At 37.7% G+C, this 12274-nt stretch carries 14 protein-coding genes; 6 read left to right on the plus strand and 8 right to left on the minus strand.

Annotated features, from left to right (window positions below):
• The 3 genes from HP439_RS14270 to HP439_RS14280 form a co-directional block, all read left to right on the plus strand.
• A partial coding sequence (locus HP439_RS14270) for a S1 RNA-binding domain-containing protein (protein WP_172391012.1) occupies positions 1 to 753 on the plus strand: 753 nt, incomplete at its 5' end.
• A 135-nt stretch (positions 754 to 888) separates the two neighbouring features.
• Positions 889 to 1707, plus strand: coding sequence for a metallophosphoesterase family protein (locus HP439_RS14275; RefSeq protein WP_172391013.1), 819 nt, complete (start codon positions 889 to 891; stop codon positions 1705 to 1707).
• A gap of 101 nt (positions 1708 to 1808) precedes the next feature.
• Entirely contained in the window at positions 1809 to 2303 is a 495-nt protein-coding gene (locus HP439_RS14280) for a hypothetical protein (RefSeq protein WP_172391014.1), read from the plus strand.
• A 5-nt stretch (positions 2304 to 2308) separates the two neighbouring features.
• Here the strand turns inward: HP439_RS14280 and HP439_RS14285 are convergent, their stop codons facing one another.
• Together HP439_RS14285 and gyrB are read right to left on the minus strand one after the other, a co-directional pair.
• The gene (locus tag HP439_RS14285) at positions 2309 to 3190 is read right to left on the minus strand and encodes a pirin family protein (protein WP_172391015.1); all 882 of its coding nucleotides are present in this window, start codon (positions 3188 to 3190) and stop codon (positions 2309 to 2311) included.
• Between the two features lie 84 nt (positions 3191 to 3274).
• Positions 3275 to 5233 carry a DNA topoisomerase (ATP-hydrolyzing) subunit B gene (gyrB, locus tag HP439_RS14290; protein WP_172391016.1) on the minus strand — a complete coding sequence of 653 codons (1959 nt, stop codon included), beginning with the start codon at positions 5231 to 5233 and terminating at the stop codon, positions 3275 to 3277.
• Positions 5234 to 5773: 540 nt separating this feature from the next.
• On the opposite strand from gyrB, the gene HP439_RS14295 reads away from it, so the two are divergent.
• The gene (locus HP439_RS14295; protein WP_172391017.1) at positions 5774 to 6394 is read left to right on the plus strand and encodes an OmpH/Skp family outer membrane protein; all 621 of its coding nucleotides are present in this window, start codon (positions 5774 to 5776) and stop codon (positions 6392 to 6394) included.
• A 135-nt stretch (positions 6395 to 6529) separates the two neighbouring features.
• Positions 6530 to 7432 carry a CorA family divalent cation transporter gene (locus HP439_RS14300; RefSeq protein WP_172391018.1) on the plus strand — a complete coding sequence of 301 codons (903 nt, stop codon included), beginning with the start codon at positions 6530 to 6532 and terminating at the stop codon, positions 7430 to 7432.
• On the opposite strand, the gene tsaB is transcribed toward HP439_RS14300, so the two are convergent.
• The 5 genes from tsaB to mscL all read right to left on the minus strand — a co-directional run bounded on the left by tsaB (position 7433) and on the right by mscL (position 9580).
• Positions 7433 to 8125, minus strand: a complete 693-nt coding sequence (gene tsaB / locus HP439_RS14305; protein ID WP_172391019.1) for a tRNA (adenosine(37)-N6)-threonylcarbamoyltransferase complex dimerization subunit type 1 TsaB — start codon at positions 8123 to 8125, stop codon at positions 7433 to 7435.
• A 9-nt stretch (positions 8126 to 8134) separates the two neighbouring features.
• The gene (gene yidD, locus HP439_RS14310) at positions 8135 to 8389 is read right to left on the minus strand and encodes a membrane protein insertion efficiency factor YidD (RefSeq protein WP_172391020.1); all 255 of its coding nucleotides are present in this window, start codon (positions 8387 to 8389) and stop codon (positions 8135 to 8137) included.
• Positions 8352 to 8765 carry a ribonuclease P protein component gene (locus HP439_RS14315; RefSeq protein WP_172391021.1) on the minus strand — a complete coding sequence of 138 codons (414 nt, stop codon included), beginning with the start codon at positions 8763 to 8765 and terminating at the stop codon, positions 8352 to 8354. Before HP439_RS14315 ends, yidD begins: the two co-directional genes overlap by 38 nt.
• A 53-nt stretch (positions 8766 to 8818) precedes the next feature.
• Positions 8819 to 8977, minus strand: coding sequence for a 50S ribosomal protein L34 (gene rpmH, locus HP439_RS14320; RefSeq protein ID WP_086947645.1), 159 nt, complete (start codon positions 8975 to 8977; stop codon positions 8819 to 8821).
• A gap of 195 nt (positions 8978 to 9172) precedes the next feature.
• Positions 9173 to 9580 (minus strand): large-conductance mechanosensitive channel protein MscL, encoded by a 408-nt coding sequence (gene mscL, locus HP439_RS14325; RefSeq protein ID WP_172391024.1) that lies wholly within the window; start codon positions 9578 to 9580, stop codon positions 9173 to 9175.
• A 498-nt stretch (positions 9581 to 10078) separates the two neighbouring features.
• Between mscL and HP439_RS14330 the strand changes: the two genes are divergently transcribed.
• Positions 10079 to 10720 carry a response regulator transcription factor gene (locus tag HP439_RS14330; RefSeq protein WP_172391022.1) on the plus strand — a complete coding sequence of 214 codons (642 nt, stop codon included), beginning with the start codon at positions 10079 to 10081 and terminating at the stop codon, positions 10718 to 10720.
• An 83-nt stretch (positions 10721 to 10803) separates the two neighbouring features.
• Here the strand turns inward: HP439_RS14330 and HP439_RS14335 are convergent, their stop codons facing one another.
• Complete coding sequence (locus HP439_RS14335; protein WP_172391023.1) at positions 10804 to 11943, minus strand: sugar phosphate isomerase/epimerase family protein; 1140 nt, start codon at positions 11941 to 11943, stop codon at positions 10804 to 10806.
• Positions 11944 to 12274 lie beyond the last annotated feature (331 nt).

Below are 12274 nucleotides of genomic sequence, written 5' to 3' on the forward strand. Positions count from 1 at the left end.
GAAGCAGAAATCTTGACGTTAGATCGCGACGATCGTAAAATGAGCTTGGGTATCAAACAATTGACTCCTGACCCTTGGAAAAACATCACAGAACGTTACCCTGTAGGATCGAAACAATCTGCAGTTGTTAAAAACATGACTAATTTCGGCGTATTCGTAGAATTAGAAGATGGTATCGATGGTTTAATTCACATTTCAGATCTTTCATGGTCTAAAAAAATCAACCACCCTAACGAATTCACTAAAGTTGGTGAAAGATTAGAAGTAGTTGTTTTAGAACTAGATGAAGAAAACCGTAAATTATCATTAGGTCATAAGCAACTTGAAGAAAATCCTTGGGATACTTTCGAAACTATCTTCACTGAAGGTTCAGTTCACGAAGGTACAGTAATCAAAGTTGGTGACAAAGGCGATATCGTAGCTTTACAATATGGTGTTGAAGGATTCTGTCCTAACAAACATTCTGTTAAAGAAGATGGTACTGCGTTGAAAGTTGATGAAGTGAACGAGTTCAAAATCATCGAATTCAACAAAGAAAACAAACGTTTAGTAATATCACACTCACGCATTTGGGAAGACCAGAAAGCTGAAGCACGTATTGAAGAATTCAATGCTCGTAAAAAAGAAGCAAAAGCTGCTAACTCCGCTGTGAAAAAAGTAAAAGACTCTGTTGAGAAATCTACTTTAGGTGATTTAGATGTACTTGCTCAATTAAAAGAGCAAATGGAAGGTGATGAAAAGAAATCTAAATAAATAGATCTCTCTAAATACTTCAAAATCCCCGGTTGAAAAGCCGGGGATTTTTTTTTGATTATAAACTGACTTTTTGATTACAGTAGTTAATTAATAAATTTTTAACCTTGTAAGAATTATTAATTAACTACTAAAATGAATGACGATCGACGCGTAACACTTCTATTATTAATTGCTGCTATACTATTTTTTTCGGCCTGCAAGAGAAACTTTCAATATTCAGTGCTTGAAGTGAAACCGCTAGCTAGAAATATGAACCAGAAAGCTATCGAACAAATTCAAGAGTTAACCCCAACCGACACCTTTTCGTTCCTATTCATATCGGACACGCAAATTGCTTATGATGAACTAGAAGAATTTGTCGAATTCGCTAATAGGAAATACTCCCTAGACAGCGTTGCATTTGTCCTACATGGAGGAGATTTTTCAGACTACGGAGCTAACTTCGAATACAACCTATATTACGATGATATACGAAAATTAAAGTTCCCAATTGTTGGTGTAATCGGAAACCACGACATGTTAGGAAATGGCCGTGAAGTATATCGCCGCTATTTCGGTCATGAAAATTTTTCATTCAACTTCGGATCGACGAAGTTCATTGCGTTTAACAGCAACTCTAGAGAAGTATCGTTTGACGGAACAGTTCCCAACCTTGATTGGATAAAATCGGAACAGGCTGTCAATAACGAGGTGAAAAATATAATTTATCTCTCACATGTCCCTCCTTATTCTCCAGATTTTGATCCAGACAAACTGGAAGCATATACCGCACTTTTGGCACATAACTCAAAGTCTCTTCTCTCTCTACATGGCCATACACATACCTATCGATTTGATCAACCTTTTAATGATGGAGTAGATTACTTAGTAGCACCATCTTTAATCTCTAGGTCCTTTATTTTGGTACATGTTAAAGGAAATACAATACAACAGCACCTCATCAACTATTAATGAAAAACTGTCACACTTTCACCGCATTACTACTGTTTTGCTTCCTCATCACAAACCTACAAGCACAACAAAAGGACACAAGTTCTTTTTTTTATAAGATTATGCCCAGTACTATAAAAATTCAGTATGCGGGAAATATCGGTATGTTTTCCGCAGGAATAGGATTTCAGACGAAAAGCAAACGATGGAAAGCGGATTTATTTTACGGCATTGTTCCATCGAAATATGCTGATGATCCTATCCAATCGATAACACTCAAAGGAAAATACGCGACGTTATATCGCAACTATAAAATGACCAAAACAGAGGTTAACTGGCTTAATATTGGTATGCTCTATAATTACTCGTTTGGTGACAACTATTTTTTGGGGCTGCCAGATTACTACGACGAGGGCTACTACTACTTCCCTACGGCGCTAAATGTCTCCGTATTTGTGGGAAGTGAGGTCCGCGTGAATAAATGGGGATTCTATTACGAAATAGGTGCTACCGATAAACGAGTGATCAATTATGTCAAAAACATCCGCTCTGTTGACTTCAGTGAGATATGGAACCTAGGAATCGGCATAGTTTACCACCTTAAATATCGAGATTAACCCAATCACTTTAAATGAGTTTCAGGAAGTGGAACATACCCCTCATCATTAGGAACTCTAGGAAATTGATGATTTCGCCAGAGTTCTTTCGCTCCCTCTATTGTTTGTTTATCCGTAGCAACAAAATTCCAAAAAATAAAACGTTCTTCCACAAAGGCCTCTCCTCCAAATATATATACAGTCGTACCAGCTTTCATGGAAAATGAGCATAAGTGAGCATCCTTAGTTATCAAGATTTGCTTTGATCCATAAGTATGTCCCAGGTTCTTTATTTCTCCATCGAGGATGTATAAACCGCTTTCACCAAAGAGTTGGTCACCGATGTCTATCGTAACATCCTTGGCAGCTGTAATTTCAAGCATATACAAAGGAGAATAAACAGGAACTTTTGACCGTTTCCCAAATGCTTCGCCTGCGATCAACTTGTAAGAAACATCTCCATCGGACCATGCCGGAATATCCGGAGCATCGACGTGATAAAATTCGGGTTCCATGAATTCGAGCTCTTTCGGTAATGCTACCCATATCTGTAGTCCGTGGAGGAACTTATCACGTGTTCTTAGATACTCCGGTGTACGTTCCGAATGCGTCACGCCTCTGCCCGCCGTCATCCAGTTTACCGCCCCAGGATGGATCTCTATTTCGTTACCCATACTGTCTCTATGCGTTATCGCTCCGTCGAAGAGGTAGGTAAGCGTAGAAAGACCAATATGTGGATGGGGTGCCACATCTAAATTTTGATAATCAGCCAAACAGGCAGGCCCCATGTGATCAATAAAAACAAATGGGCCAATAGTACGCTTTTGGCGAAATGGAAGCAGGCGTCCGACCAAAAAGTTTCCAATATCAGCCGCTTTTTCTTCTTGAATAAAATCAATATTTGACATAATCTCGCTCTTTTCTAAATCCGAATATAACAAAAAAGTCTAACCAACTCGGCTAGACTCTTCTTCTATAATTTCAAAAATTCATTATACGTCAATTTTTGCATATCGAGCATTTCGTTCAATAAATTCCCTACGTGGAGCAACTTCATCACCCATTAGCATCGAGAATATACGATCGCATTCTGCTGCATTTTCAATGGTAACTTGACGAAGAGTGCGGAAATCAGGATCCATGGTAGTTTGCCACAACTGTTCTGCATTCATCTCTCCAAGACCTTTATATCGTTGAATACTGACAGAATCTTCTTTCCCGCTCCCCTTAAGCCGTTGAATGGCTGCTAGGCGTTGATCTTCGTTCCAAGCATACTCAGATTCCCTACCCTTCTTCACTTGATACAATGGAGGAGTAGCGATATAAACATATCCTTTTTCAATCAATTCTTTCATATAACGGAAATAGAAAGTCAATATAAGGGTAGCAATATGCGAACCGTCGACATCGGCATCCGTCATAATGATAATCTTATGATAGCGTAGCTTTTCAATATTAAGTGCTTTAGAATCCTCGGCAGTACCGACGCTGACCCCGAGAGCCGTAAACATATTTTTTATCTCTTCGTTTTCATAAATCTTATGCTCCATCGCCTTTTCGACATTTAGAATCTTACCACGAAGCGGCATGATAGCTTGAAACCGACGATTTCGACCCTGCTTAGCCGTACCTCCCGCGGAATCACCCTCAACAAAGAAAATCTCGCATTTATGAGGATCATTATCTGAACAGTCAGCCAATTTACCCGGCAAACCAGAACCACCCATCACTGTTTTTCGTTGCACTAATTCACGTGCTTTACGCGCCGCCGCTCTAGCTTGTGCTGCGATCACTACTTTTTGGACAATTGTTTTTGCTTCTCTAGGATTCTCTTCTAAGTATGCACTCAGAATCTCCCCCACAGCGATATCAACTGCTCCCATAACCTCGTTATTTCCGAGTTTTGTTTTAGTCTGTCCCTCAAATTGGGGTTCTGCAACTTTGACTGATATTACAGCGGTTAATCCTTCACGGAAGTCATCGCCCGTGACATCGACTTTAAGATTTTTAAGCAGTCCTGATTTATCAGCATAACCTTTAAGTGTACGCGTTAATCCTCTACGAAAACCTGCTACATGTGTACCACCCTCAATCGTATTGATATTGTTTACATAAGAGTGAACGTTCTCGGAGTAAGTATCATTATATTGAAGCGCCAGTTCTACTGGAATACCTTGTTTGATTCCTTCTACATATATTGGTTCGGGAATTAGTGATTGACGTGTCCCGTCTAAAAATTTAACAAACTCTTGCAGTCCGCCTTCCGAGAAAAATACATCTTGTTTAAATGTGCCGTCTTCATTTCGCTCGCGTTCATCAATTAAAATTAAACGCACGCCCTTATTTAAAAAGGCCAACTCACGAAGTCTGTTTGCTAAGGTATCGTAATTATAAACCGTAGTCATCGTAAAAATTTCAGGATCCGGACTAAAAGTAACCGTCGTACCTGTTATCTCACTTTCTCCAATCTCCTTAACCTCATATTGAGGTTTACCCTTTTTATACTCCTGCTGAAAAATCTTCCCCTCACGATGTACCACTGCTGACAAATGAGATGAAAGCGCATTCACACACGAAACACCAACACCGTGTAATCCACCAGACACTTTATACGTGTCCTTATCAAACTTACCACCAGCATGCAGTACGGTCATAACAAGTTCAAGTGCAGACTTATTTTCTTTCTTGTTGATACCTGTAGGAATTCCACGTCCGTCATCAGTAACCGAAATTGAGTTATCTGCGTGTATAACCGTCTTAATATCATTACAATATCCAGCAACTGCCTCATCAATGGAGTTATCAACAACCTCATATACCAAGTGATGCAAACCTTTAACACCGGTATCCCCGATGTACATGGAAGGCCTCTTACGCACAGCTTCTAACCCCTCTAAAACTTGGATATTATCAGCCGAGTACGTTGACATATTCTTCTTTTCTTCGCTCATGAAATTTAATTAAAATGAGTATTGTTTAACATTCAAAAATACGAATTTTTCCCCTGAAAATCAAATATAATCTCGAGAGACACTCTTTAAAAATCATAGAAATCTGCGAAGGGTTATTGTAGAACGGAACCTAAATATTTACGTCTAATAAGGAACAAATAAACAACTATATACCAATACATTATATATTATTCTGATTGTAATAAGCGGCAACCCATCGACTAGGTTAATGATCGAAAAATATACGTCGAAAGAAAACAACCTTAAACCCACTGATATCTAAATCCTACAAGGAAGAGAAAATTGTATATAGCGACCTCACTCGTTATCGCCTAGGGCATCAAGAATTTACCATTTCCTTTGGGTGAACTTATCTTATATTAGCACATACTTAGTTTTAGAAACAGTTAAGCTTTGAGCACAGAATCCAGAGAGCTTTAGATGTGATTGTAGTTTAAAAGAAAATTTCCTTAAACATTAAAATATAATTTATTTATATTAGGTTTGCTTTTTGAATCAGAAATTAGAAAAAATAAAAGGATGAATAAACTATTCACAACATTAACGAAAGTTACACTTGGATTGACCGTTGTTATCGCTGCGGCTTCATGTAATCAAAACCAAACTCCAGGCGGAAGTAAATCGACAGACTCAACTTCAACAGTATCTGGAACTGCGGCAGACGACAAAATTGCTTATATCAATTCTGACACATTATCAGAGAAATACGAATATTTTAAAGATATTAGAACCAAACTTGAAGCCAAAGTAAAGAAAGCACAAGGTGATTTACAATCGAAAGGCCAAGCCTTCCAAAGAGAAGTTGCAGATTATCAACAAAAAGCTGCATCTATGAGTGCTTCTGAACGTCAGGCTACAGAAGAAAAACTAGCGCGTAAACAAGATGAACTAGGTCGTTTAGATCAAAATGCGTCCGCTTCGATCGCGCAGGATGAATCAACCGAATTCAATAATGTATATAATACAATTACAGAGTACCTAAAGAAACATGCCCAAGAAAAAGGCTATAAACTAGTGTTAACTTATTCAAAGTCAAATCCTACTGTTTTATATGCCGATTCAAAATTGGAAATCACAAATGACGTTATCGAAGCGTTAAATAAAGAATATAAAGAGAAAAAGGATAAAGAGAAAAAATAAAGTCATCTCTCACTTCTACAAAGCGGTTTTCTACGTAATTACAGAAAGCCGCTTTTTTTATGCTAATTCTATATAATCTATTTGGATTTTATCGTATCGATTAATACCTTGTTTAATAAATAGACGGCTCAAATTATGGTTAGAAAAATTTTAGAACTTTCCACCTCAGGATTTGAATGGATAGACATCCTAGAGCCTACGAAGGCGGATTTTATAGAACTAAAAGAGAAATATCGACTTCATGACGCCTCTATAAACGATTGTTTACAGATAGGTCAGCTTCCTAAAATCGAAGAGTTTGATGAGTACCATTTCTTAATTATCCGATCCATCCCTTCTGATTTAGACAGTTTCTCTGATACGTTAACTGAGATTTCGGACCGAGTTTCATTATTTTTTGGCGAAAAATTTGTCATTACCGTCCACAGGAACAAGATAGATTACATTGAAAAGCTGACCACAAATTTCCCAATAAAAAAATTAAGCTCCAGCAAACACTTAATTAACCATATAGCTTCCGAAGCATTAAAAACATTTGAAAACCTTCTTATAAACAAGCTAACACCTCGACTCGACAATTACGAAGAAATGGTGTTTCTTCATAAACGAAGAAAGGGCTTCTTACAACAACTTTATTATATCAAACGCCAGATTGATTTAATTAGAATTATCCTTACACTTTATCGAGACATCGTTGACTTTTTCCATGTGTCAGCTTTTCAAAACATTTACACACAAGATTTAAAAGACGCATACAATAGGTGCTCAACGCTTTATCGGAATACCGCTGAAAATACAGCACAATTACTTTCCATTTACTTCAATATCGAATCAAACCATACCAATGATATTATGCGCACGTTAACCATAATATCGGTATTTTTTATGCCTCTTACCTTTATAGTTGGAGTCTATGGGATGAATTTTAAGAATATGCCGGAATTAGAATGGTATTACGGGTACCCCGCTGTAATGATTATGATGGCATTTTTAGCCATTTTAATATACTACTGGTTCAGAAGACGCAAGTGGTTATAATCATCGTGATTTCGGCATCGTAGGTATAAAATCTTTTAGATAAAAAGGCTCAAAGTAAATGAGATCTTCGAAACTTTTACTACAAAATTTAGCATAGGCTAGCTGACTCATGTGGCCCGCCGAATTCGAGAATGACATTGCAATAGTCACATTCTTTACAGAGGTAAACATATCGGCAAACTTATCGGCACCATTTCCAAACAAAATAAAATTGTCGATTGTATGTGCAAAAAAATCCGAATCTATAATTGACGCCTCAGTATCCTTGGTTTTCGCCAACCCAACCATGTTATACTGAGCTGTATAAACCTCCATTCTACGGGCGTCGATCATAGGTACAAGGCTGTATCCATCTTTAGCAGTTTGTAACATTGAAAAACCATGAACCATGCTATCTAATGTATTAATAGCTAACAGAGGTAAATTTAATCCGTAACAAAGTCCCTTCGCTGTCGAGACTCCAATTCTAAGCCCTGTGTAGGATCCCGGCCCCATGCTTATTGCAATCGCATCAAGCTGCTGCATCGATATCTCCGCATTCCTTAATACTTCTTCGACAAAAATTGTTAGCTGACTTGCGTGGATATTCATTTGTGCAGCCTCAACAATCGCAATGGTTTCCCCAGATTTGCTGACTGCTACGGAGCAAATCGGAGTAGCTGTCTCAATTTGTAAAATAAAAATATCTTTCATATTTCATCACTAAGGAACAGGGTCGTGCCCATGCCCTCCCCATGGATTACAGCGAAGAATACGCCGAATTGCTAAATACCCGCCTTTAAAAGGACCATGTTTCAAGATAGCTTCCTTACCGTACTGAGAACACGTTGGAGAGTATCGACAATTTGCGCCAAGTAAAGGGGATATAAATATTTGATAGAACCGAATAACTAAAATAAATAACACCTGTAAAGGGTATTTAATCAGTTTCCCCCAAATATAGTTTGCGACTTTCATCTTTCAATCGTTCTAATACTACCGCCATACGAGGATGTAAGTCTGCCGACGTGGGCATATCACGCCCTTTGCCTACGTATTGAAATGCGACAAGTAAATGTAGTGAATGTTCTTCAAGAAACTCAACCAGCATAAATTTCTGCAATCGAAACGCCTCCCGCATTCGCCGCTTAATATAATTTCGATCGACAGCCTTTTTAAACCTCCGCTTAGATACAGATATGACGGATTGTATAGACGCACTACCATCAACAGGTTCAAAAGATTTAAGGACCACCCTATAGGGGTATACAACAAAAGAAGAACCATCATGAAAAAGACTATCAATAAGCCTTCTACTACATAATCGTTCTTCTTTCTTAAATGTATAGTTCATGATGACCTAATGTCGGCGCACAAGCCTTCAGCAGTCACCGATTAATACAAATATTAACCTTTATGACGGTATTCGTCAGAAACGCTTAAGCGTTTTCTACCTTTAGCTCTGCGAGAAGCCAATACTCTTCTACCATTAGCAGAACTCATACGCTCTCTGAATCCGTGCTTATTTCTTCTTTTTCTTTGCGAAGGCTGAAATGTTCTTTTCATGACGCTATATTATGCTTGTTTTATATATTTTAAATCAACTTGTTCCCTCCAAGGGGAATGCAAAAGTAAGGTAAATTTAGAAAATAAGCAAACAATCTTTTACTTTTTATTACGTTATATGTTCTCCTATATCGGTGGAAGGCAAAGCCGTCGAATAGACGATAGCTTTGCCTGAGCCCTATCCCTCTAGATCTCTTATTTATTACGCAATAAATCTCTAATCTCAGTTAATAGCACTTCTTCCTTAGTAGGTCCCGCAGGCTCTTCAACGGCAGCAACTTCCTCCTTTTTCAAAGAGTTCATACCCTTTATAACCGCAAAAATGCACATCGCAACAATTAAAAACTGAATGATCACATTAACAAAGTTACCGTAGTTTATAGACACCTCAGCAACTCCCGCTGCTTCGTTAGCCTCTTTAAGAACATACTTTAAACTTCCAAAATCGATACCGCCCGTTATATATCCAATAGGAGGCATGATAATATCATCTACTAACGAGGTTACTATTTTCCCGAAAGCTCCTCCAATAACCACACCGACTGCAAGATCGACCACGCTACCGCGCATCGCAAACTCTTTAAATTCTTTTAATAATCCCATAAATAAATCTGTTAATATATTTGACAAACAAAAATGTTTAATAAATATACAAAATTCAAGTATATTTATCCTAAGCTAAGTATATTAACCATTATTTATATTTAGGTGTACTATTCGAAGCGTTCCTTTAATTCTTCCCAAATTTTAAAAAATGCGTTTTTACAAATCAATATACCTCGGGAAGGCACGAAGAAGACTTGCAGAGAAGACGATAAAATTTATCTAATATTTTCCATTAATAATCACTATTTTTAAAGTGCGGAGATCAAAAAAACGATGAATAAATAAGACTGAACCTATGTAAACAAAACATCTACACTTACTACAACGGATTAAAATCGAAAACGGGGTAAATAATAGCAATAGCCTCAAAAAGATCGATGATAGCAAAAAGGATTAAAATTCGTTCTATAATTTTTTTTAAACAGGAAGTAGCGATACGCAGGCGCATTCCTCACGCAAAACCTAACCAATGAGCGTGTTTCCTGCCTCAAATCTATGAAAAACATTCTTATCGCAGACGATCACAGCATCGTAAGACTCGGTGCATCTGTTATTATCAAAGAAACCCTTCCAACAGCTGCAATTTTACAGGCACAAACCTACGATGAGGTATACGCAACATTAAACAATTCTCCTATAGACATATTATTGCTTGACATCAACATGCCTGGCGGAAACAATATAAAAGTCATCAAAAAAATACTTTCCATCCAGCCAAAAATAAAAATCCTCGTGTTTTCTTCTTATGAAGAGAGCTTATATGCGCTTCGTTATATTAGCGCTGGTGCAGCTGGCTACTTAAATAAAAATACTGCCATGTCTGAACTCAAAAATGCCATACAAAGCATCGAATCGCGCGGGAAATACATGTCAGATACCGTTAACGAGCTCTACGTCCAAAAACTGACTAGTAGCAAGGCTGATTTTAATGAGAGCAATCCGCTGCATCAGTTGTCAAATCGAGAAATGGACGTTGCTAAGCACCTTATCAAAGGACTCGGAATTCTGGAAGTAGCCAGCTTAATGGATTTAAGCTCTTCAACAGTTAGCACTTATAAAAGTAGAATATTTGAAAAGCTAAATGCAAATAATATCCCTGAGTTAATAGAAATATATAAATTGCATAGTGAAGACTAAAAGAATCTCTTTATAACGATTAACAGTAAATAAGGCTTGAGAATATTACATATTAATTCCCGAGCCTTATTTAATAAAAATAATTACAACTTATCAATTGTAACCTCAGGCACGTCATGCACATTCGGGAATTGAAGAGTCTTGTGATTAGCATATACATAACCTTTCTCACTGTCCAATTCCCACAATAACGGCGCTAAAAAGCGAATACAACTTTCGAATCCTTGATTCGTAGCGAATAGACTAGCTGTATCTTTCGAGTTCTTGGCCTCATTCTCGATTTCAAAAGGTCCGCTGAACCCTTTCTGATGCAAGATCGCTACAAAATCATTCCAATCCATATGATCTGTGCCACCGAAACCGGGTAACATCGCTTCATAATGATGGCGATCCCAATCGTGTTGAGATATAGTTACGTTGGCAGTACGAGCGAGAGATTCATCGACTGCCTGCATTGGATACATCCCTCCCCACTCGACACGGCCCTTTGTTTTTAAATTGCGCGTCGTTTTTACATGAACACGTTTTAAGCGGCTAATGTCCATTTGCTTAATTACTTCTACAGGATCATTATTTTGCCATATATCATGAGACGGATCGTAAATCTCTCCATGGGCATTACTCGGTATCATAGCGTACATCAATTTACGTGCTGCCAGTACAGCAGGTAAATTGTTATACGTTGATGTATAACGAGCAGAACGCCAACCTTCCATTGGGCAATTCTCATAAACTATCGTCACACCTAAATCCTCGGCATACTTAACAATAGGGGTAAAAACACGCTGATATTCGTCTAAGTTTTTTTGAAAACCATCTATTTGGTCCCCCATTTCATGGTTATATCCTACAAAAGTCCCTACTTTAACATCGTTGCTATCTCCTCCCAAAAAGTGAGCTATACGAATCAAACGGAGTAAATGATTTTGATTCGCTATTCGTTCCTGTTGCTCCCCCCCTATCATATTCTCGAACGCACCAAGAGACAATCCTAGGCCGGCAGTGTTAAATCTCTCAAGCAAAAATTTCGCGTCATCCCTTGAAAAATTTTCATAGTTCAAGTGTGTCGCTGTATGATCCTCGCGAGATCCATCTTTTCGAAATACACATAAGTCAATTCCTTGTGCTCCGACGCTCCCTGCAACATCTATTAATTGATCCAAAGAGAGTTTATCATACGCAGAGCTCATTATCCATACTGGATTGTTTAATTTAGTCGACATTTCAAATATCTGTTTTAATTTATTTTAGATCTGAATATAAAAAAAAGTTCGGATGGAATGACTTTGTATCGAGATAAATAATATATGTTACTTCATTTGTGATTGAAGAATCTCCTGATGCTACTTCGCAATTCACCCATTAATAATGGTTAGTGTATTTATTAAGTCTTCTTCACCTAAAAACAATGGTCGAATTTTCGCTCTCCCTATTATAAAAAAAAAAGACAGCTTAAGCTGTCTTTTTTTTTATAATAGGGTAATTATTAATCTACATTATCATGCAAAAATGAATTATTCGGACGAATCTCAGTTTCACCGTCGTCAAAAGATA

Source organism: Sphingobacterium shayense, from assembly GCF_013179575.1.
GTDB classification, from domain to species: domain Bacteria; phylum Bacteroidota; class Bacteroidia; order Sphingobacteriales; family Sphingobacteriaceae; genus Sphingobacterium; species Sphingobacterium shayense.